Below are 19,166 nucleotides of genomic sequence, written 5' to 3'. Positions count from 1 at the left end.
TGCACCGCGCCTGCCGGATCGTCGGCCGCATGTCGACCAGGTGCACACGCTGCCAGCCCGCCGCCCGCCAGCTCCGCCGCCACTGTCCAGATCGCCGGACGGCCCCACATCGTCACCAATCCACTTCGCCTCGACGGCCAGCAGGCCAGCGACATCGCCCATGAGCTCTCCTACCTGCTGCTCCAGCACGATCCCAGCGAGGTCCGAGAACTCAATGGCACACCTGCGCACCTGCCAGCCCGAAGAGGAAGAGCAGGCAACTGCCTTCGGCCGCACTCTGAGGCTGCCGCGCCCCCGGCTCCTCAGCGCGGCAAGAAAGAGCATGAAGCCCGCCGACATCGCCGCTGCCTACGACGTAAGCGAGGAAATGGCCCGATATTGCTACAACACGACGGGCGTAGCCAAACAGGCCCGTACCCGAACTGGTTGAACGACGCGCCCGCGGCGGGGCGATGCGTCGCAGATGCCCACCCATCTCAGCGGCCGACCACTTTCACCAAGGCCACGCCATGCTCCCGCCTCCAGAGAGGTTCGACCGCGACGCCCACCGGGCCGAGCTCACCAAGATGCGATCGGCATCTGCGCCGCAGTGCTGCGCCCAGTGGGCACGACGTCGGTGGACGCGGAGATGCTGCTGAATTGGGCAGCAAGTCCTGCTTGCCAAGCGGCCGTTGAGGAGGCCAGCATGGCGGCCTGTGCCGACAGGCGCCAAAGGGTGGGGGATGACCGGGACTGGAGTTGATGACGGCTCGACGGCCCGTCGACGGGCGAGCTGGAAAGCGGTCCGCCCATCTCAGTGGATGGCGGCTTCCTTGGTGGTCCTCGCCGCAGGTGCGGCCGTCGTCCTGTTCTTCACGGCCGAGGTGTGCGACCAGCAGTTGGCATCGAACGGCACAGTCGTCAGAGTGTGCCGTCATCCCCAGATGACAGATCCGCCCATGGTCATCACCGGTCTCGTGATCCTAGTGCTCCTGGGTGTCTTTTTCTCCGAGGTATCCGGATTCGGAATCACTCTGAAGAGGCAGGTAGAAGAGGCCCAAAGCGCAGCGCAGGACGCCATCCGAGAGGCGAGGCAGAGCGACGCGAGACACCAGGAGACCGCCGAGGACCTGGCTGACGGTGTGAGAGAGGCGCTCAGCAGGGCGCAGCCCACCGGTAGGCCCGCCGAGCCGCCGGTAGACCCCGTCGATCGGCTGGCGGCGCGGTACAACGAGATCCGGTGGACCATGGCCAGCGGACGCACGCGGACGCAGGCGATGAGCGACCTGGTGGACGAGATGATCCGGCTGCTCCGAGGCACCCGAGATTTCGACGTCGATCAACATCTCCACAGCGGCGACCCCGGGTTGCGGCTGGCCGCCGCCGCTTACCTGTACGCCAACCCGAATCCGGTCTGGGGACCGGCGCTCGCCGAGGCAGCGGTGACCGAGGACAAGCCCTTCAACGAGTACTGGGTGCTGAAGGCACTGCGCGAGGTGTTCAGGGGGCACTGCGAGCAGCTGGACGACGCAACGAGGGCGCTGCTGCAACGCCGTAGGCACGAACTCGGACCGGGGGTCGACCGCTCCGAGCAGATTCGAAAGCTGCTGCGAGACTGCCCGGCGCGGCGCAACGGTCGGACCGTGGTCTGAGGCACGGCCCCCCTCCGCGGCGCTGGGATCCACCGCGCAGGCTCCGTTACAGGCCCGGGTCAGGGTGGCCAGTACATCGTCCTCGGCGCGGTCCTACTCGTCAGCGCTCAAACCGCTGCCAGGATGAGCAGCTGACCGATGACGGCGTGGAGACAGAAAGGGGAGGCCATCGACCTCCCTTCCTTGAGCGCATCGTCAGACGCGTCAGGGGCCCGGCTGGTGCCGGGCCCCTGACTTTCGTAGCGGGGACAGGATTTGAACCTGCGACCTCTGGGTTATGAGCCCAGCGAGCTACCGAGCTGCTCCACCCCGCGTCGGTGGTGCCACTCTACACAAGGCTCCAGAGGCCAGCGGGCGACGTCAGCCGCGGACGATGTTCTCGGCCTGGGGGCCCTTCTGGCCCTGGGTGACGTCGAACGTGACCGGCTCTCCCTCGACCAGCTCGCGGTAGCCGTTGCCAGAGATGTTCGAGTAGTGAGCGAAGACGTCCGGTCCGTCGCCGTCCTGGGCGATGAAACCGAAGCCCTTCTCGGAGTTGAACCACTTCACGGTGCCGCTGGCCATACTGCGTCCTTCGAATCTTGCCGGGGGTGCCGGCCGGGTCGACAACGGGGCCTTCCCCTGCGGGATGACGCCCGGCATCGTTCTACCCCGGCCATGTACCCGTCCTTCGATCATCCGTCCGCGAATTGGAGGCGGCTCGCTGACTTCAGGCGTGGCGGGAAGCAGCTGGCTGCGGGGGCAGACAGTGGTGGCGTTCCCACAGGACAAGCGCGCTTACGGCGTCCCGCGAAACCAAGGGCCGGGAAAGGGCACCTCCGACCTCCCCAGGTCACGACCCCTTTCCCGGCCAGCCGCACCCATCTACCCCACACCCCACGGTCCATGCCCACTCACCTGCCGCCTCGACATCACCACCACCAGGTGAGCCCTCAGACCGCAAGGAAGAGGGACGTCATGCTCGTCCGCCCCGATGCCCACCTTACGTGGACGGGCGCATCGCCGGCCGCGTTGGACGACTGGCTGACGCGCGCTCTGAGTGGCAGTGGCGGCCTCCGCTGAAGGGAGGCCGCCACTGCCGTGCTGTACCGCCGCCTGCTTACGCCATGGCGAGCAGCATGGCGAACAAGAACGACACCAGACCTGCGAAGAAGAGGGCTGCTGCCGAGATCTGCACGATCTTGTTGACCTCGACTCGAGCGGTGAGCCCACATCCGAGGGCCAGTAGCGCGGCAACGACCGGCAGTGCCGCAAGCGCCAGCATCGAGATGCCCAGTGCGGCGGACCCGGCTTTGGTGCCGGATTCCTCCACCTGCTGCATGCCGTTGAAGGTGAGCGGGAGCACGGCGACGACCCAGGGAACCACCGCGAGCGTCACGATCACCAAAGAGGCGAGGACGGGCCTCGTCCGTATGTTGGTATCGAGCAGGCCTTGCTCGTGCTCAACGGACATACGGGTCGTCCAACTCCTGCTCGACGAGGGCGTCCTGGTCGTCGCGGAAGGCGTCCAGTGAGATGTCAGGGGCGGTGCGTGACATGGCCGCGAACTCGGCACGGGGAACGAAGCGGCGACGGCGGCGGAGCAGGATCAGCTCCCCGACACGGTGCCCATCGCTGGTGACGATGAACGCCTGCCCTCCCTGGACGGCGTCCATGATTTCTTTGGAACGGGTGCGCAGATCGCGCTGAGTGATCTCCAGCTGCGCTGTCATGCTGTCCACGCTAGCTAAGGTGTGCTACCCGGGCTACATCGTGTTTTCTTCGTCCCTGCGACGCAGGGTTTGTCCGCGCCCACGATCGGGACCTCGGCGGCCAGACTCCTTACGAACGCCTCAAGCAGAAGACCGCGCCCCAGGCGTAAACGATCATCGTCGGTTGCACAGACGTTGGTTGATCCAGGCCCGGCAGACTTCGGACGTGGTGTGGCGCCATGCCCAGATGAGAGTGATCTCTCGTTCGGTGAGTGCTAACGTGCCGGCTCGCGGTTGGGGCGAGGGGGTCTGCCGCACGATCGGCTGTCGCCTGAAGTTGGAATGGGCTCACTGAACGCCCTCTTTAGGAGCGGGCGGGCCGGTCTCCGACTTTCCTGAAATCTTGCTGGCCAAGCGCGGCCAGCACGCGACCTGGGTCAGAGATCAGGCTGAACAGGCTGCTCGCGCAGCGCGCCCACTGCTTTGGGTAATCCCTCTCAGCAAACGCCGCGGCCCGCGTGAACACAGTGCCGGCAGCCGCCCTGTCCGGCGAGAATGCCGCCCAGACTCGGTGACGTCTCACCACCGCAGCCGTTGCAGCGGCACCGCCACGCCTTGTCGCGGCGCCCGGCGTATGGTTCGAGCGGTTCCAGGCCGGCGGCGCGCATAAGGGCCTCGGCCTCGTCAGCAGGCCAGCGGCGTCTACCCCCCGGAGAAGACGGACAGTGCGGGCAGGACCGCAGGCCGCGCCTGAGGTTACTCAACCTGATCTCAACATCGCGGCCGCATACGAGATGGCGGCAGCTCCACACGCTGCTCGGCCCCGGATAGGGCTTGAGCGGCTCCAGGCCGAAGCCCCGCACTTCAACTTCCGCCTGGTCGCCATCGGTACGAGGCAGTTCGCGGCGAAGCGACCACGCCCGGCTGATCCTCCGCCCGGCGCTCTTGCGCCCGCACGGGCCGCAGCCCCCTTGCCCGCGCTTGACGGACCCGTGAGTAGGCGTCCCGATCCTGCCGCAGGTCGTGCAGCGGCACCGCCAGGGGAGATCTGTACCGGGATAGGGCTCCAGTGGTTCCAGGCCCGCTACTGACCTTGCTGGCGTGATGTCGTGAGGGTGAGGCCGGTTTCCTTGAGGCAGCCATCGATGAGGTTGCTGCGGTACTGAATGTGCCGGAGCCCTTGCCGAAGGGCACTCAGCAGGTGGTCGGGGTCGGTGAAGGCGGTGTTGGCCTGGCTGCTGCGTCGCAGCAGCGACCAGATGCCCTCGACGGGGTTGAGGTCGGGTGCATAGGCCGGCAGGAAGTAGCAGCTGATCCAGTCATGACTGTCGATGAACTCCCGTAGCCGGGCGTGCTTGTGGACGTTCAAGTTGTCCCAGATGACCACGATGGGTGCGCTGAGTTGTTGGTGGGCGTCGGTCAGCAGGTCGCGGTAATCGGTCCAGGTGAAACTGCGTCTGCCGCCCCGCTTGTGATCAGCATGCCGCTTGGGCCGGTAGATCAGCCGCGAGCGCTCGCCAGGCTTGTAGCAGGCCAGGGCAGCGATGGAGAAGCGGCGCTGAGAGCGTCCCCGCACCCGGATGACCGGGGTCTGTCCGCGCCGGGACGAGGTGCGGGCGGTGGGCGGCGTCATCGAGAACCCGGCCTCGTCCTCGAAGCAGAGCCAGGCCCCGAGCGCCGCCACGGCGTTTCCACCAGCGGCCAGGTCTCCTTCACCCAGCCAGTGACGGCTTCCTCGTCACGCTCCATCGCGCGGCGGGCGGGGACCTGGTGGCTGAAGCCGTGCCGGTGGAGCATCTGCGCGATGGCGGAGAGCGTCATGCTCTTGTGGAAGCGGCGCCCGATCAACGCCTTGATCCGTGCCAGCGTCCAGGTCTGGTCCGGCCAGCCAGGCGCGACCGGCCCCTTGGCCAGCTCCTGCTCGAGCACCGCGAACAGTGCCTCACTCAGCTTGGGCCTGGACGCGGGCCCCTTCGACTCCAGGGCAGGTGTCCCGCCGTGCTCCCACGCCTGACGCCACCGCTGCACCGACCGCACGCTGACACGTAACTGCTTGGCGACCGCCCCGTTGGCATCTCCCAGGGTGAATAACTCGGCCGCCTGCATCCGAATGTGCTCGCGAAACGCCCGTCGCTCCGCGGTCAGCCCGCCCCCTTGCGGATACCTCATACGACCGGCCTACTGCCAAAACCGTCACGTGTCAGCCCCGCGACATCACACCAGCAAGGTCAGTAACGCTTGTCGCAACATTCCTTGATCATTGTGGAGTGTTGATGGCGAGGCGAGGACGCAAGCGCAGGCTGGAGCTTGAGGCCGAGTGCTGGCGCCTTCTGGCGGCCGGGGTGGGCAGCGTCGAGGCGTGCAGGCGGCTTGGGATCGGGCGCAAGACGGGCTACCGGTGGCGGGCGGAGAACGGCGGGCTGCAGCCGGACTATGTGCCGGAAAGTTCTCGCTCGGGCCGGTACTTGTCGTTGCTGGAGCGCCGGAGGATCGCCTCGCTGCGTGGTCGTGGCCTGACGATCCGGGAGATAGCCGGCCTGCTCGGACGGGCGCCGTCGACGGTCAGCCGGGAGTTGCGGCGCAACAGCCGCCCGCACGACTACGACAGATACGACGCCGACCTGGCTCACCACCGCGGCCGCGAACGAGCCGAACGTCCCAGACGTTCCAAACTGTCCAAGGATGCCGAACTCAGAGTAGAGGTGCAGGCCAAGCTGGACCTGGAGTGGAGCCCGGAGCAGATAGCCGCCCATCTCAGGACCCGCTGGCCCGATCGTCCCGAGCGGCATGTCTGTCACGAGACCATCTACCGGGCCCTCTATCAAGGTGCCAAGGGCGGCTTGAGCAGGACCCTGACCAGGAAACTCCGCACCGGCCGGCCGCTGAGAAAGAAGCGGCGCCGACCTGACCAGCGCATGCCCCGATTCGTCGCACCAGCGGTCCTCATCGACCGACGGCCACCGGTTATCGAACTGCGCGGGCGTCTCGGCGACTGGGAGGGCGACCTCGTCGTGGGTGCCCGCAGCCAGTCCGCCGTCGCCACGCTCGTGGACCGACGAACTCGCTATCTCTGCCTGGTCCCACTGCCTGATGGCCACTCGGCCGGCCAGGTGCGAGACGCCCTCATCGCCACCCTCAGCAGGCTGCCGACGCGAGCCCGCCGGAGTCTCACCTGGGACCAGGGCTCCGAGATGGCCCGCCATCACGAACTCGCCCCCTACTTCACCGACGGGATCTTCTTCGCGCGCCCCGGCAGTCCCTGGGAGCGCGGGACGAATGACAACGTGCCTGACCACTTCGTACGTCAACAACTACGAGATCCGGCTCAGCAACTACGAAGACAGTGGGCAGTTCCGCGGGACGCCCGGACGGGCAGAGCCGCGCCTGGAAAGGGATCACGTAGCTGGGCAGTCGGTCGTCAGTGCCGCGCCGTCCGGGTGCGTATGCCCCTCCCCTCTTGGCCATACGGCCAGGTGACGCCTGCCCTCGAACGGCTCAACGGCGACCTCCTGGAAGACCCGGCGGCGGATCAACTCGCCCACGGCGAGCCGCTCCTCGGCAGTCTCCAGACCCCAGCCGTCGCCACGGTTCCCGCTTGTCTCTCGTCGGCGAACATCACGATTCCCGTGCCGAGGGACGAGCCGGCACGGACTACGGACCTCGGACGGAAGGGGGTCAGACGAGGTTGCGGGCCACCGTCCAGGCCAGGGCCACCGCGAGGACGGCCACCTGGGCCCGGGGGCGCAGCGTGGGGCGCCAGCGACGGGCGCGCAGGCCCGCCCACGCCCAGCGGCCCAGCAGGACCAGGGCGTACGGCGAGGCGAGCAGCAGGGCCCGGTTGTCCAGCCATGCTTCGGTGAAGTGGCCGTGCATCAGGTCGTACACCATGCGGGTGCCGCCGCAGGCCGGGCACAGCAGGCCGGTGAGCATGTGGAACGGACATTGCGGCAGGACGTGGCCGGGCTCGTGCGGGTCGGTGCAGTAGAGATACACCGCACCGACGGCTCCCGCGACGAGCACCGCCGAGGGTGCCGTCGCGGGGTGGCGGAACAGGTAGCGGCGCGGGGGCACCGAGGACTGGGGCACCTGCGCCCTAGCTCCGGAGGATCCGGCCGTGTTCATCGGTGTGGTCGTTTCCGGTGAGCAGGAGGATCCCGTCAATCAGCGACCAAACGCCGAGCCCGCCGCAGGTGAAGAGCTGGGCGAGGCCCATCCCGACGTTGCCCAGGTAGAAGCGCCCGGCGCCGAAGCCGCCGAGCGTCAGCTGGAGGATGCCCGCGATGACCTTCGACTTGTCGGAGTACGGCCGCCCGTACGGGTCGTAGCCGTAGGGGGCGTTGGGGTCTCCGGTGTACGTCCCAGGGGGCGGGGGCGGGTAGTAGCCCGGCGGCGGGAATCCGGGGGGCGGGTAGGGGGGCGGATAGCCCGGCTGCTGGTATCCCGACTCGGGGCCCGGCGGCGGGAATCCCGGCCGGGGACTGTGCTGCTGGTCCCCCGACTGGGGACCCGGCTGCTGGTACCCCGGTTGGGGGCCCTGCTTGGGATCCTGCTGTTCGTGACCCTGCTCTTCGCTCAAGGGGGACTGCTCCTGGGGACCGAAGCGGGAGGACCCGCAAAAAGACGACAATCAGCCGGGTCATCATGCCCGACGGACCCCGGGTCGCAGAAGCCCGTTCCGCCCCCTCCGGAAAACGCCCCTTGTACTTGATGCACAGGCGGCCATCGCCGAGCTTGGCCACGCCCACTGGTGCACCGCTCGCCGTCCTCAACGATGGTGCAGCGCTTACCCTGGACTCGCGCCCACCGGCGTGGCAGCTCCCTCCCCATGTTCCGGCACTTCTGGCCGCGGCACACGCGGGCGCCCTTGCACATGTCGCTGATATCCCATGTCGGCGTTGCAGAGCATGATGGTGCTCGCCCCGATTGAATACCTCGACAGTGTCCTCGCCCGGCGCCGGGTCGCCCGCAAGGGTCCTCAAAGGAAATGGTGCTCGGGATCCACGATGTACGTGAGGATCCCGTGCCAGCGAGAACCGGGATTTTCCAGGGCTTCGGGGTCCACAGACATCATCGCGCTGCGGACACGGGCCTGCGCGGCCTCGGGGTCGTACAGCACCTCGATCTCACTCTCCCATTCCGGGTTGAAGTGCGGGCGTTCCAGTTGGAGGATGTACAGGAAGTACACGAAAGACCGGAGCGAACTGTTCCAGAGGTAGATCTCGGAGTCGTCCGGTAGGCAGTAGACCTTGCCGGTGTCCGGATCGAAGGCAATGCCGTCATAAGGGATCCCGCCCAGGCCGATCCACTTGCCCGCTCCCGCCGGGACGACGGAGTAACGGTCGGCGAGTTTCTCGTCCCAATCCTCGACACGCCCGAACCGCTGCGCGATCCCGTCTTCCATATCGAACCACGGATTGCCCCAGACGGGGATTCCCAGCGTTCCCAGGACCTCCCTGGCGTCAGGGTCACCGACAGCAGCGAGATTCCCTTCGGGAGCAACGATCAGTTCAGCCGGATCAAACACGGTCTCCAACATCTCGCGAGTGAGCACTGAGGGGCGATCCATACTATTTCCCTGTCATTCATGGCTGGTGCTCGGAAGTGTAAATATATCATCTACTGGCCTGCAGTTCTGGGAGATACAGTTGCATCTCGTCGTTCCCGGCACCGAAACTGTGCGTGACTGCAGTGTTTGGTAATCTCTCCGCCATCCAGGCACTGCAGTTCACTCCCGCGCCACAGGGTGCTCGTTCGGTATAGAGCTGAGTTATTCTGCTTGCTTCTCCCTGCCTCAGGAATGGAGTACCAATCATGCGCTCCGAATGCCGGTACCCATTACTGCGCGCGACCAGTATTAAATATCCCTTGTCGTTCGCGCCCTCCACTCTGGCCGCAGCATAGTTGTTGCTTATGAAATTTGCTCCGGGAGCCGAGCAATCATGGCCACCTGAGCACGAAGAGCCCTCCTGCTTGCAGTGCGCCTCGGAACGGGGCTTTTCCGCCAGAGCTTCACCTTCACCCCGGAGGGCTGCGGCGATGCCGACGAAGGCGAGGAAGTGCTCGGCCTTGCGCTCGTAGCGGCGGTGCAGGCGTCGGTATGCGGCCAGCCACGCCGTTTCGGTCGATGATCAGGTGGATTTTCGATCAGATTTACCGCGGTCGGTCGGATTCGGTCCGGTCAGTGGCCCCCTTTTGCCGCCCGGACGCTGACGGAGTCGATCGCGCGCCGCGACCAGTCCAGCTCGCCCCGGACGCCGAGTTCGTCGAGGATGGCCCAGTGCAGCCTGGCCCAGACCGCGGTCCCGGCTCCACTGGGCGAAGCGACGGTAGACGGTGGGCCAGGCCGGCCCGAACACCGGTGGCAGCTGGCGCCAGGTGCAGCCCAAGGACAGCCGCACCGAGTCAGAGACGACGATCGTCATGGTGGCCGCGCTGCTGCGCCTGCTCGACTGACCCCCTCCTTGAGCCTTCTGGAGAAGATCTCCAGAAGGCTCCTCACACACCGAAACCCCGGAAGGCCTCACCTATTCAAGATCCCTCAGCCGGGATCTGGCTCACGTGTCCACAACCTCCCCGGACAGAACACCGCACTCGGCTTGCACGGCACTTGCGACGAGAAGGCGGACAGGCCCCCACGGCCGCGACACGAGCTTGTCAGCGAAGTGCCACTCACAACGGCCGGTCGTGGCGGTCAACCCGTCGCTCACTGCACGGCACGTCCATACAACGTCTCGCTCACCGGCCAGCGCCACGAGCAGCACGTCCAGTCTGCGACGGTCAGTAGCTGCCGCCGCCTCCCGACCCGCTTGAGGAGGGACTGGGCACGGAACTGGTGATCGGGGTGCCGCTGGGACTGACCACGTACCAGGCGCCTCCGAAGGCCGTGCTGCCCTGGCCTGTGGTGTCGCCGGGCTTGGCGTCTTGGAAGAAGCGGTAGAGAGGGTGGCCGTTGTAGGTGACCTGGGTGGTGTGGTCGTGCCGGGGGGTGGTGCCGACCATGGTGGCGTTCAGGCCGTGGACACTAGGGTGTCCGGTGGTGATGTCGGGTGGCCAGGCCTGAGCGCAGCTGCCGTAGCAATGCGAGGCGGTTCCGCTGTCGGCCTTGAACACATACAGGGTCCGGCCAGATCCGTCGACCAGGATCTGGCCAAGGGGGGAGCTGTGTGCCTGCAGCGTGCCGGAGCCGCCGGTGGCGGGCGCGGAGCTGATGGGCGGAGGCGATGAGCTGGTGGCTGGAGACGACGAGCCTGTGGTGCCGGAGCTTCCGCATCCGGCGGCGAAGGCCGCGACGGCGGTCGCAGCCGCAGCAATGGTGGCGGTGCGGTTCATGACGGTTCTTCTTTCCGCTGGGACCTCCTGCCGTGACGTGTGCGGTAGGGCTGGTCCACGAGCCCGCGGTGGGGCGGGTCTGTAGTTCGATACGTCCGTTACGCCCATTTAATTCACTCATGCCCCCGTCTCGTTTGGCGCGCCTCCGGCATTCCACTGCCGAGCGGAGCGGCGGATGAACATGCGGTACTCAATGCGCGTATATCGGGTAAAGCGACCTTCCGCCCACAGGTGCCTGTTCAGTCGGCAGGGGGACGGAGGTGGGGTGACGATGCGATGACGTGTCGCGAGAGCCTCGCTCTCGGTGCCTACCTGCTGGGGGTGCTCGAACCGGCGGAGCACTCAGGCTTGGAGCGGCACATGGTCCGCTGCGCGGAATGCCGCGCCGAACTGATGGAGCTGGAGCCGCTCGTCGGACTGCTGCAGTATGTGCCCTTCGAGGAGCCGCCACAGAGAGCTCAGGCCGTTCCGGCACCGACAGCCCCGGGCGCGGCGCCCAAGTCGGTCGGGACGGCTCAGGCCATGTCCCGCCTCGTACGTCGGGCAAGGGGCTGCCGGGTCCTGATCGCGGGCACACTCGCAGCCGCGGCCGCACTGACGGGTATCGGCATATCTCTGAGCATGCACAGCAATCAACCGGCTACGGTCCGGTCGGCGGTCACCGTCTCCGCCACCGATCCGGCCACACACGTGACCGCCTCCGCCGCGCTCACACCGGGCGCGACGGGCGCTTCGATCCGGCTTCGCCTGTCAGGACTCCCCCAGGCCGTCTGCCGACTGGTGGTACACGCCCATGACGGCCACACCGAGACGGCGGCCACCTGGACGTCCGGCTACGGCACCGCGGTCAGTGTCCCGGGGTCGTCCTCGTTCGGTGTGCGCGACATCGCCCGCATGGACGTCGTCACCAGCTCTGGCCGACTCCTCATCGAGCTCCGACCCCGGTGAACACGATCTCCCCAGAAAAACGACATTGAGGATGAACAGTGACGTGTCCTGACACGTACCCCTGAAGGAGGGCTACGCACTCAAGGAGGCGCCCCGTGAAAACCAAGGCACCCGCACCACGCGTACCGTCCCAGACGCGGCGGATACTCACCCTGAGCGCCTGTCTGTGGGTGCTTCGCCTGCTCACCGCCGCCGGTCTGGCGGTGGACGCCTACGTGCACGCAGACCTCGCCGCGACCTACGACTCGGTCACCAAGACGATCAGTCAGGGCGATCTGTTCCGCATCGAGGCCGGCGCCGCGGCGCTGGCGGCCCTGTTGGTGGTCCTCCTGGGCACGAGGCCCCTCGTGTGGGTCTACGCGCTGCTGGTGGCTGCGGTCGGCGTCGCAGCCGTGCTGCTCTACCGGTACGTCGACGTCGGCTCGGTCGGGCCACTGCCCAACATGTACGAGCCCGGCTGGTACCCGGAGAAGACCGCGTCCGCTGTCGCCGAGGCGGCAGCGATGGTCACCGCCGCAGCGGGGCTGTTCCTGGCTCACCGCCTGCGCACCAACTCCCGTGAAGACAGAGCGGTTCCGGCGCTCATCGGTACGCGATCGGAATGATGCCTCGTCACGCGAGGTGCGCGCCGCTCAGCAGCAGGAGGGCGACGTCGGCGGCGGCCAGGCCCAGACACAGAAGGAAGGGCGTGCGGCTCCGCCCGGCCGGCCAGAGAGCGACGACGAGCGAGAGCGCGCAGGTAGCGGCGAGCCCGGCCAGTTCGGGCATGCCGACGGGTCCCGCCGGGCCCAGGACCAGCGCGGCCGAGCCGGCAGCGAGCGCCGATGCCGCCAGCGTCCGCGCGCCGCGGGGGCCGACGCGTTGCGGCAGGCCGCGGATGTTCACCGCCAGGTCGTCCGCGATGTCCGGCAGGACGTTCGCGGCGTGGGCGCCCACCCCCAGCAGAGCGGCGCCGGCCGACGCCCACCAGTGCGGCCATGGGGCACCGGGCAGGGAGAGGGTGACGAACGCGGGCAGCAGTCCGAAGGCGACCGCATACGGCAGCCACGACCAGACGGTGCTCTTGACGCCGAGGTTGTAGCCCCAGGCCGCGGCCACACCGATCAGATGTGCGCCGCCCGCCAACCATCCGTTCGCCAGAGAGAGCGGCACACAGGTCACGAGGGCGCAGCCCGCCGCGATCCTCACCGCCCGCGCCGAGACCGCTCCACTCGCCAGGGGCTTGTCGTGGCGCGTGGCGGCCACGTCCCGGTCGACGTCGATCAGGTCGTTGCTCCAGCCGACCGACAGCTGCCCACTCAGCACCGCTGCCGCGATCAGCACCGTACCGGCGCTGCTCCGCCCGGATGCGGCGGCCAGCGCAGTGACCACCGCGGTCACGGCCGCCGAAGGCGCGGGATGCGCAGCCTGAAGGAGGCGGATCACGCGCCCGGTTCTGCGGCGGCGAGGCAGCGCGGTGGCCGGGGTTGCCGAGGTCTCGACGCTGTGCACGCCCTGAATGCTAGGCGCGGCCGGACCGCTCCCGCCGTTCCCACACTCGCGAAATGCCGGTGATATGTGTCTTGCGGTGATTACTTAACGATCGTCCCTACTCTTGCCGGATGACGCGTATCGCGGCCGTCCACGGAGCGCTGCCCGCTCACCGCTACCACCAGCGCGAGATCACCGATGCGCTCGCAGTGATGCGCCCTCCCGCAGCCACTCCCCCGGAGCGGGACCGTGGAGTGCTGGACCGGCTGCACGCCACAGCCTGTGTCCGCACCCGCCACCTCACCCTGCCACTGGAGCGATACGCCCTGCTGGACGGCTTCGGCCAGGCCAACGACCTGTTCATCGAAGAGGGCCTGCGGCTCGGCGAGCAGGCACTGCGAGCCGCCCTGGACGACACCGGGCTCGCCCCGCACGACGTGGACCTCGTCTTCGCGACCTCGGTCACCGGGATCGCCGCGCCGTCTCTGGAGGCCCGGCTGGCCGGGCGCCTGGGGCTTCGCCCGGACGTGAAGCGCGTGCCGGTCTTCGGGCTGGGCTGCGTGGCCGGCGCCGCCGGGCTGGCCAGAGTCCACGATTACCTGAAGGGCCACCCGGACCAGGTCGCGGTGCTGCTCTCCATCGAGCTGTGCTCCCTCACTCTGCAGCGAGGCGACACCTCCGCGCAGAACATGGTGGCCGGTGCCCTCTTCGGCGACGGCGCCGCCGCACTGGTCGCCGTCGGCCGGGACCATCCCCGCCGTCAGGAGTACGCCGGACCTGAGGTGGTGGCCACCCGCAGCCGCCTGTACCCGGGCACCGAGGACGCCCTCGGCTGGGACATCGGGGACGGTGGCTTCAGGATCGTTCTCGGCGCCGAACTGCCCGAACTGGTTCGGCTCCACGTGGGCGAGGAGGTGCGTTCGTTCCTGGCCGCACATGACCTCAAGCCGGACGACGTCACCGGCTGGGTCTGTCACCCGGGCGGCCCCAAGGTCCTGGAGGCCCTCCAGGACGCACTGGGTCTGGGGCCAGACTCGCTGGAAATGACGTGGCGCTCTCTCGCCGAGGTCGGCAACCTCTCCTCCGCCTCCGTGTTGCACATCCTGCGCGACACCCTGGCCCTGCGTCCGCCCCCGGTCGGCAGTCCCGGCCTGCTGCTGGCGCTCGGGCCGGGCTTCAGTTCCGAACTCGTCCTCCTGCGCTGGTAGGTGACAGATGACCAGCTACACCGTGCTGATCCTGCTGGTGGCCGCCGAGCGGGTCGCCGAGCTCGTCGTCGCACGCCGCAACGCCTCCTGGAGCCGCGCGCACGGCGGCGTGGCGTACGGGGACGGTCACTACCCGGCGATGGTCGCCCTGCACACCGGCCTGCTGGTCGGCTGTCTCGCCGAGACCCACCTCGCCCCGCGGCCCTTCCAGCCGCTGCTCGGCTGGCCCATGCTGGCCCTCACGCTCGGGGCGCAGGCGCTGCGCTGGTGGTGCATCAGCACCCTCGGACCGCGCTGGAACACCCGCGTCATCGTGGTACCCGGCCTGCCGCTGGTCAGCGCCGGTCCCTACCGGCTGCTGCGCCACCCCAACTACCTCGCCGTGGTCGTAGAGGGATTCGCCCTGCCACTGGTCCACGGAGCATGGCTGACCGCGACCGGCTTCACTCTGCTCAACTGGCCCCTCCTGACGGTCCGGCTCCGCTGCGAGAACAAGGCACTGGCTCGGTCCGCCCCACCTGCGGCCCCCGCGACCCCGCCATGCTCGACCTGCTGATCGTCGGCGGCGGGCCGGCCGGACTCGCCACCGCGATCCACGCCGCCCACGCCGGACTCGACGTGGCCGTGGCCGAGCCCCGGGCGACGCCGGTCGACAAGGCCTGCGGCGAAGGCCTGATGCCGGGCGCGGTACGAGCCCTCGCCGCACTGGGCATCACCCCGCCCGGACATCCTCTGCGCGGCATCCGCTACGTCGACGCCGCCGACGCCCGGCAACGCGCGGAGGCCGGCTTCCGCCACGCACCCGGGTTGGGCGTGCGGCGTACGGACCTGCACGCGGCGCTGGCCCGGCGGGTGGCGGAGCTGGGCGTTCCCGTGCGCCCGGTCAAGGTCGACCCGGTCACGGTCCGGCAGGACACGGGCAGCGTCAGCGCAACCGGGCTGACGGCCCGATACCTCGCAGCCGCCGACGGCCTGCATTCGCCTGTCCGCCGTCACCTCGGCCTGGACCTGCCCGATCCGCGTCCACCCCGTTACGGGCTGCGCAAACACTTCACGGTCGCTCCCTGGACCGACTACGTCGAGGTCCACTGGTCCACGCGAGCGGAGGCCTACGTCACCCCGCTGGCGCCCGAACTGGTCAGCGTGGCCATCCTCACCAGCGAGCGGGCCCCCTTCGACGTACAACTCGCCTCCTTTCCCGACCTGGCCGCCCGCCTGGCCACCTGCACCTCGTCAGCCGTCCGCGGCGCAGGACCGCTACGGCAACGAGTCCGCGGCCGGGTGGCCGGCCGAGTCCTCCTGGTGGGCGATGCCGCCGGCTACATCGACGCACTCACCGGCGAGGGCATCTCCCTCGCCCTGGCCGGGGCAGCCGAGCTCGTCCGCTGCGTCCGAGGAGACCGGCCCGCGGACTACGAACTCGCCTGGCGCCGGGCCTCACTTCGCCACCGTCTGCTCACCGACACCCTGGTGCGCCTCCGCGCCCACCCCCAGCTCACCCGCCTGATCGTCCCCACCGCCGCACGCCTGCCCTCCTTGTTCGCCGGCCTGGTCAACGGCCTGACATGACACCCCTTCCGGCGGCTGACCTCGCCTGTCTCCCCGTTGAGGCCCTGGATCATCGACACATGGGCGGCGTACAGGCGCACCAGGAGAGGAACCTGGCCGGAGGAGTGAACAGTGCGACGGGGAAGGCCCTGTAGACGTCCTTCGCCCGCCGGTCCCGTCCGATCCGCGCAGACTAGGATCACGTTCATGCCGATCACTTTGGGCGACGTAGAGCGGTTCGAAGCATCCAGGGGGAGGCTGGAGGCCATCGCCTACCGGCTGCTCGGGTCCGCGAGCGAGGCCGAAGACGCCGTACAGGAGACGTTTTTGCACTGGCAGGCGGCTGACAGCGGGCATATCGAGGTCCCCGAGGCGTGGTTGACCAAAGTTCTCACCAACCTGTGCCTGAACCAACTCACTTCGGCGCGCGCCCGGCGCGAGACCAATGTCGGCGAATGGCTACCCGAACCGCTGCTTGCGGGAGACCCGATGCTCGGCCCCGCCGACACCGCGGAACAGCGCGAGTCGTTGTCGTACGCGGTCCTGGCCCTCATGGAACGGTTGTCGCCCAACGAGCGGGCCGTGTACGTCCTGCGGGAGGCGTTCGAGTACCCGCATCGGGAGATCGCCGAGATACTGGACCTCACGGAAGCCGCCAGCCAGCAGATCTTCCACCGCGCCAAGAAACACGTGGCCAGGGGCAAGGCCCGCGCCGAGATCGACGAGGCCGCCGCCCGGGCGATCGTCGAAGAGTTCCTCGCCGCCGCGACCAGCGGCCGTACCGAGCCGCTGGTGAAGCTGCTCACCCAGGACGCCGTCGCGATCGGCGACGGTGGCGGCAAGATCCCGGCGCGCGCCAAGGGGTTCCAAGGAGCGCTCGCCGTCGCGACTTTCCTGCGGGGTCTGTTCAAGCCCGGCAAGGCCAAGCGTGCGCTGGTCGGCGGCTCGCCCGACGTGTACACGACGACCGCCAACGGCGACCCCGCCTTGGTGGCCGTACTCGACGGCCGGGTCATCGGGGTCATGTGCCTCGAGGTGACCCCGCAGGGCATCGCCGCATTCCGCAATCAGGTCAACCCCGACAAGCTGCAGCGGGCGACTCGCACCTGGACCGCCGGCGGGCACGGCGAACCCCTGCTGACCGCCTTCTGAGCCGAGTTCCCGCGCAGAACGACGCCGGTGTGACCCGCTTCACATCGGCTTCCTGTCAGGAAACGGCGTGCCGTCCGGTTCAAGGGGGGAACGCCGACCACGAGCCAGACAGGAGCCTCGCCATGCAGCACCGCATCGTCGTCCTCGGAGCCGGATACGCCGGAGCCGGCGCCGCCGGGCGGCTCGCCAAGCGCCTACGCCGCGAAGACGTCTCCATCACCCTGGTCAACGCCGAGCCCGACTTCGTCGAGCGCGTGCGCATGCACCAACTCGCGACCGGCCAGGACCTCTCCCCCCGGCCGCTCGCCGACATGTTCGCGGGCACCGGCGTCGAAGTCCAAGTCGCCCGGGTCACCGCCGTGGACGCCGACCGCAAGACCGTCACCGTCACCACCGCCGACGGTCCGAACCACCTGTCGCACGACACCCTCGTCTACGCCCTCGGCAGCCACTGGAACGACCAAGACACCCCCGGCGCCGTCCGGCACGCCCACGAGATAGCCAGCCGCCCCGGGGCCCTGCGGCTGCGCGAGCGCCTGGCCGCTCTCGAAGCCGGGCAGCCCGTCGTGGTCGTCGGCGGCGGCCTGACCGGCCTGGAGGCCGTGACAGAGATCGCCGAAGCCCGCCCGGACCTCGAGGTCACCCTCGTCGCCCGCGCGGCTCTGGGCGACTGGTTGTCCGACAAGGGCCGCAGGCACCTCAAGGCCGTTCTGGACAGGTTCGACATCACCGTGCACCAGCACAGCACCGTCACCTCCGTCGCGGACGACCACGTCGTCACCGCCGACGGCACCGCTCTGCCCTCCGCCGCCACCGTGTGGACCACCGGTTTCAGCGTCCACCCGATCGCCCAGGCCACCACCCTGGAGGTGACCGACACCGGCCGGATCGTGGTCGACGCGACGATGCGCTCGGTCTCCCACCCCGACGTCTACGCCGTCGGCGACGCGGCCTGGGCGATGGGCCCCGGCGGCAAACCGCTGCGCATGTCGTGCGCCTCCGGCACACCTTCCGCCTGGCAAGCCGCCGACGCCATCGCCGCCCGCCTGACCGGCACCAAGCGCAAGGACGTCCCGCTGCGCTACTTCAACCAGTGCATCTCCCTGGGCCGCAGGGAGGGCTTGATCCAGTTCGTCACCGCCGACGACCGCGCGGTCCCCCGCGCTCTGACCGGACGCCTCGCCGCCCTCTACAAGGAACTGATCTGCAAGGGCGCAGCCTGGGGCGTCGCCCACCCCACTCTCGGACTGCCGACCCGTCGCCGTCCCGTCGTGGGGCAGCAGGACCCCGCACCAGTGCAGGCCACCGTCTGAGAGCGTGCCCCGAAGAGTCTTGGGCGGTCAGTGGGTGGTGAGCATGCCGTCGCGCAGCCGGGCCAGGCAGCGCGAGAGGAGTCGGGAGACGTGCATCTGGGAGACGCCGAGGCGTTCACCGATCTGCCCCTGGGTGAGTTCCTCCACGAACCGCATGTGGATGAGCTGCCGGTCGCGTTCGTCGAGGGCCGCGATCATCGGAGCCAGGGCGTGGAAGTCCTCGACGAGTTCGAGGGCCGGATCGTCGACGCCTATGAAGTCCTGCAGGACGGTTTCACCGTCCGCGCTGGTGCTGATGGCGGCGTCCAGGGAGGAGGAGTTGTAGCCGTTGGAGGCCAGGCGGGCCTCGCGGACCTCGTCCTCGGGCAGGCTCATCAACTCCGACAGTTCCTTCACCGTCGGGGTGCGGCCCAGCCGGCTGCTGAGTTCCTCGGTCGCCTTGGCGAGCTGGACGCGGGCCTCCTGCAGCCGGCGGGGGACGTGCACGGCCCAGGTGGTGTCGCGGAAGAACCGCTTGATCTCGCCGACGATGTAGGGGATGGCGAAGGAGGTGAACTCCACCTCCCGGGAGATCTCGAACCGGTCGATGGCCTTGATCAGACCGATCATGCCGACCTGGACGATGTCCTCCATCTCCTCCGGCCCGCGGCTGCGGAACCGGCCGGCCGCGAAACGGACCAGGGAGGCGTTCATCTCGATCAGCGTGTTGCGCGCGTACTGGTAGTCGGCCGTGCCTTCCTCCAGGACGGCCAGCCGGTCAAGGAACAGCCGCGTCAGCTGCCGGGCGTCCTTCGGATCCACACGGGAAGGCTCCGCAACCTCCGGCAAACCGGCCACGGTGTCCGTCGTCGCCGCAGTCAATGTCGTCATGGCGTC

The 19,166-nt window shown here is 68.6% G+C and carries 21 protein-coding genes, 1 tRNA gene and 1 pseudogene; 9 read left to right on the top strand and 14 right to left on the bottom strand.

Features of this window, described 5'->3' with window-relative positions; translation table 11 throughout:
• Positions 1-722 precede the first annotated feature (722 nt).
• Positions 723-1,631, top strand: a complete 909-nt coding sequence (locus ACIGDI_RS42315; RefSeq protein WP_399908066.1) for a hypothetical protein — start codon at positions 723-725, stop codon at positions 1,629-1,631.
• A 240-nt stretch (positions 1,632-1,871) separates the two neighbouring features.
• Here ACIGDI_RS42315 and ACIGDI_RS42310 read toward each other — a convergent pair.
• The 6 genes from ACIGDI_RS42310 to ACIGDI_RS42285 all read right to left on the bottom strand — a co-directional run bounded on the left by ACIGDI_RS42310 (position 1,872) and on the right by ACIGDI_RS42285 (position 5,491).
• Positions 1,872-1,945: transfer RNA gene (locus ACIGDI_RS42310), tRNA-Met, on the bottom strand.
• A gap of 46 nt (positions 1,946-1,991) precedes the next feature.
• A complete protein-coding gene (locus tag ACIGDI_RS42305; protein ID WP_399908063.1) occupies positions 1,992-2,195 on the bottom strand; it encodes a cold-shock protein in 204 nt (67 codons plus the stop codon).
• A 535-nt stretch (positions 2,196-2,730) separates the two neighbouring features.
• Positions 2,731-3,084 carry a hypothetical protein gene (locus tag ACIGDI_RS42300; protein ID WP_399908060.1) on the bottom strand — a complete coding sequence of 118 codons (354 nt, stop codon included), beginning with the start codon at positions 3,082-3,084 and terminating at the stop codon, positions 2,731-2,733.
• Positions 3,074-3,343: a prevent-host-death protein gene (locus ACIGDI_RS42295; RefSeq protein ID WP_399908057.1), complete on the bottom strand. Its 270-nt coding sequence runs from the start codon at positions 3,341-3,343 to the stop codon at positions 3,074-3,076. The genes ACIGDI_RS42300 and ACIGDI_RS42295 overlap by 11 nt, the downstream gene beginning before the upstream one ends.
• A gap of 1,063 nt (positions 3,344-4,406) precedes the next feature.
• On the bottom strand, positions 4,407-4,955 hold the full coding sequence (locus tag ACIGDI_RS42290) for a transposase (protein ID WP_399908091.1): 549 nt from the start codon (positions 4,953-4,955) through the stop codon (positions 4,407-4,409).
• Positions 4,952-5,491, bottom strand: coding sequence for a winged helix-turn-helix domain-containing protein (locus ACIGDI_RS42285; RefSeq protein ID WP_399908055.1), 540 nt, complete (start codon positions 5,489-5,491; stop codon positions 4,952-4,954). The genes ACIGDI_RS42290 and ACIGDI_RS42285 overlap by 4 nt, the downstream gene beginning before the upstream one ends.
• 104 nt (positions 5,492-5,595) lie before the next feature.
• On the opposite strand from ACIGDI_RS42285, the pseudogene ACIGDI_RS42280 reads away from it, so the two are divergent.
• Positions 5,596-6,597: pseudogene (locus tag ACIGDI_RS42280) on the top strand (IS30 family transposase); the annotation flags it as partial.
• A gap of 400 nt (positions 6,598-6,997) precedes the next feature.
• Here ACIGDI_RS42280 and ACIGDI_RS42275 read toward each other — a convergent pair.
• The 6 genes from ACIGDI_RS42275 to ACIGDI_RS42250 all read right to left on the bottom strand — a co-directional run bounded on the left by ACIGDI_RS42275 (position 6,998) and on the right by ACIGDI_RS42250 (position 10,651).
• The gene (locus ACIGDI_RS42275) at positions 6,998-7,408 is read right to left on the bottom strand and encodes a DUF2752 domain-containing protein (RefSeq protein WP_399908052.1); all 411 of its coding nucleotides are present in this window, start codon (positions 7,406-7,408) and stop codon (positions 6,998-7,000) included.
• A gap of 7 nt (positions 7,409-7,415) precedes the next feature.
• Positions 7,416-7,898, bottom strand: coding sequence for a TM2 domain-containing protein (locus ACIGDI_RS42270; RefSeq protein ID WP_399908050.1), 483 nt, complete (start codon positions 7,896-7,898; stop codon positions 7,416-7,418).
• Positions 7,899-8,297: 399 nt separating this feature from the next.
• Positions 8,298-8,858, bottom strand: coding sequence for an SUKH-4 family immunity protein (locus ACIGDI_RS42265; RefSeq protein WP_399908048.1), 561 nt, complete (start codon positions 8,856-8,858; stop codon positions 8,298-8,300).
• Positions 8,859-8,934: 76 nt separating this feature from the next.
• Positions 8,935-9,234, bottom strand: coding sequence for a nucleic acid/nucleotide deaminase domain-containing protein (locus ACIGDI_RS42260; protein ID WP_399908088.1), 300 nt, complete (start codon positions 9,232-9,234; stop codon positions 8,935-8,937).
• Between the two features lie 216 nt (positions 9,235-9,450).
• A complete protein-coding gene (locus ACIGDI_RS42255; protein WP_399908085.1) occupies positions 9,451-9,708 on the bottom strand; it encodes a hypothetical protein in 258 nt (85 codons plus the stop codon).
• Positions 9,709-10,099: 391 nt separating this feature from the next.
• Positions 10,100-10,651, bottom strand: a complete 552-nt coding sequence (locus ACIGDI_RS42250; RefSeq protein ID WP_399908047.1) for a hypothetical protein — start codon at positions 10,649-10,651, stop codon at positions 10,100-10,102.
• 276 nt (positions 10,652-10,927) lie between these two features.
• Here ACIGDI_RS42250 and ACIGDI_RS42245 point away from each other — a divergent pair, with 276 nt between their 5' ends.
• Together ACIGDI_RS42245 and ACIGDI_RS42240 are read left to right on the top strand one after the other, a co-directional pair.
• Positions 10,928-11,599, top strand: coding sequence for an anti-sigma factor family protein (locus ACIGDI_RS42245; RefSeq protein WP_399908045.1), 672 nt, complete (start codon positions 10,928-10,930; stop codon positions 11,597-11,599).
• Between the two features lie 95 nt (positions 11,600-11,694).
• Positions 11,695-12,204, top strand: coding sequence for a hypothetical protein (locus tag ACIGDI_RS42240; protein ID WP_399908043.1), 510 nt, complete (start codon positions 11,695-11,697; stop codon positions 12,202-12,204).
• Positions 12,205-12,211: 7 nt separating this feature from the next.
• Here ACIGDI_RS42240 and ACIGDI_RS42235 read toward each other — a convergent pair whose 3' ends face one another.
• Positions 12,212-13,090 (bottom strand): UbiA family prenyltransferase, encoded by an 879-nt coding sequence (locus ACIGDI_RS42235; protein WP_399908041.1) that lies wholly within the window; start codon positions 13,088-13,090, stop codon positions 12,212-12,214.
• Positions 13,091-13,200: 110 nt separating this feature from the next.
• Here ACIGDI_RS42235 and ACIGDI_RS42230 point away from each other — a divergent pair, with 110 nt between their 5' ends.
• From ACIGDI_RS42230 to ACIGDI_RS42210, 5 genes are all read left to right on the top strand, one after another.
• Entirely contained in the window at positions 13,201-14,277 is a 1,077-nt protein-coding gene (locus tag ACIGDI_RS42230) for a type III polyketide synthase (RefSeq protein ID WP_399908039.1), read from the top strand.
• Between the two features lie 7 nt (positions 14,278-14,284).
• Positions 14,285-14,833 carry an isoprenylcysteine carboxyl methyltransferase family protein gene (locus tag ACIGDI_RS42225; protein ID WP_399908037.1) on the top strand — a complete coding sequence of 183 codons (549 nt, stop codon included), beginning with the start codon at positions 14,285-14,287 and terminating at the stop codon, positions 14,831-14,833.
• On the top strand, positions 14,818-15,846 hold the full coding sequence (locus ACIGDI_RS42220) for an NAD(P)/FAD-dependent oxidoreductase (protein ID WP_399908035.1): 1,029 nt from the start codon (positions 14,818-14,820) through the stop codon (positions 15,844-15,846). The genes ACIGDI_RS42225 and ACIGDI_RS42220 overlap by 16 nt, the downstream gene beginning before the upstream one ends.
• Before the next feature lie 186 nt (positions 15,847-16,032).
• The gene (locus ACIGDI_RS42215; RefSeq protein WP_399908033.1) at positions 16,033-16,977 is read left to right on the top strand and encodes a sigma-70 family RNA polymerase sigma factor; all 945 of its coding nucleotides are present in this window, start codon (positions 16,033-16,035) and stop codon (positions 16,975-16,977) included.
• A 122-nt stretch (positions 16,978-17,099) separates the two neighbouring features.
• Positions 17,100-18,290, top strand: coding sequence for an NAD(P)/FAD-dependent oxidoreductase (locus ACIGDI_RS42210; RefSeq protein ID WP_399908031.1), 1,191 nt, complete (start codon positions 17,100-17,102; stop codon positions 18,288-18,290).
• A gap of 27 nt (positions 18,291-18,317) precedes the next feature.
• On the opposite strand, the gene ACIGDI_RS42205 is transcribed toward ACIGDI_RS42210, so the two are convergent.
• Positions 18,318-19,160: an RNA polymerase sigma factor SigF gene (locus tag ACIGDI_RS42205; RefSeq protein ID WP_399908029.1), complete on the bottom strand. Its 843-nt coding sequence runs from the start codon at positions 19,158-19,160 to the stop codon at positions 18,318-18,320.
• Positions 19,161-19,166 lie beyond the last annotated feature (6 nt).

This window comes from Streptomyces sp. NPDC085900 (assembly GCF_044540925.1).
In the GTDB taxonomy this organism is placed as follows: domain Bacteria; phylum Actinomycetota; class Actinomycetes; order Streptomycetales; family Streptomycetaceae; genus Streptomyces; species Streptomyces gilvifuscus.
Note: the sequence above shows the minus strand (reverse complement) of the source record. Positions and strands in the feature narration are given on the sequence as shown.

Coding starts and splice junctions, on each gene's coding strand:
- ACIGDI_RS42315 (WP_399908066.1), top strand. CDS start 723: ATGACCGGGACTGGAGTTGATGACGGCTCGACGGCCCGTCGACGGGCG.
- ACIGDI_RS42300 (WP_399908060.1), bottom strand. CDS start 3,084: ATGTCCGTTGAGCACGAGCAAGGCCTGCTCGATACCAACATACGGACG.
- ACIGDI_RS42230 (WP_399908039.1), top strand. CDS start 13,201: ATGACGCGTATCGCGGCCGTCCACGGAGCGCTGCCCGCTCACCGCTAC.
- ACIGDI_RS42215 (WP_399908033.1), top strand. CDS start 16,033: ATGCCGATCACTTTGGGCGACGTAGAGCGGTTCGAAGCATCCAGGGGG.
- ACIGDI_RS42225 (WP_399908037.1), top strand. CDS start 14,285: ATGACCAGCTACACCGTGCTGATCCTGCTGGTGGCCGCCGAGCGGGTC.
- ACIGDI_RS42295 (WP_399908057.1), bottom strand. CDS start 3,343: ATGACAGCGCAGCTGGAGATCACTCAGCGCGATCTGCGCACCCGTTCC.
- ACIGDI_RS42245 (WP_399908045.1), top strand. CDS start 10,928: ATGACGTGTCGCGAGAGCCTCGCTCTCGGTGCCTACCTGCTGGGGGTG.
- ACIGDI_RS42205 (WP_399908029.1), bottom strand. CDS start 19,160: ATGACGACATTGACTGCGGCGACGACGGACACCGTGGCCGGTTTGCCG.
- ACIGDI_RS42305 (WP_399908063.1), bottom strand. CDS start 2,195: ATGGCCAGCGGCACCGTGAAGTGGTTCAACTCCGAGAAGGGCTTCGGT.
- ACIGDI_RS42220 (WP_399908035.1), top strand. CDS start 14,818: ATGCTCGACCTGCTGATCGTCGGCGGCGGGCCGGCCGGACTCGCCACC.
- ACIGDI_RS42290 (WP_399908091.1), bottom strand. CDS start 4,955: ATGACGCCGCCCACCGCCCGCACCTCGTCCCGGCGCGGACAGACCCCG.
- ACIGDI_RS42250 (WP_399908047.1), bottom strand. CDS start 10,651: ATGAACCGCACCGCCACCATTGCTGCGGCTGCGACCGCCGTCGCGGCC.
- ACIGDI_RS42210 (WP_399908031.1), top strand. CDS start 17,100: ATGCAGCACCGCATCGTCGTCCTCGGAGCCGGATACGCCGGAGCCGGC.
- ACIGDI_RS42265 (WP_399908048.1), bottom strand. CDS start 8,858: ATGTTGGAGACCGTGTTTGATCCGGCTGAACTGATCGTTGCTCCCGAA.
- ACIGDI_RS42285 (WP_399908055.1), bottom strand. CDS start 5,491: ATGAGGTATCCGCAAGGGGGCGGGCTGACCGCGGAGCGACGGGCGTTT.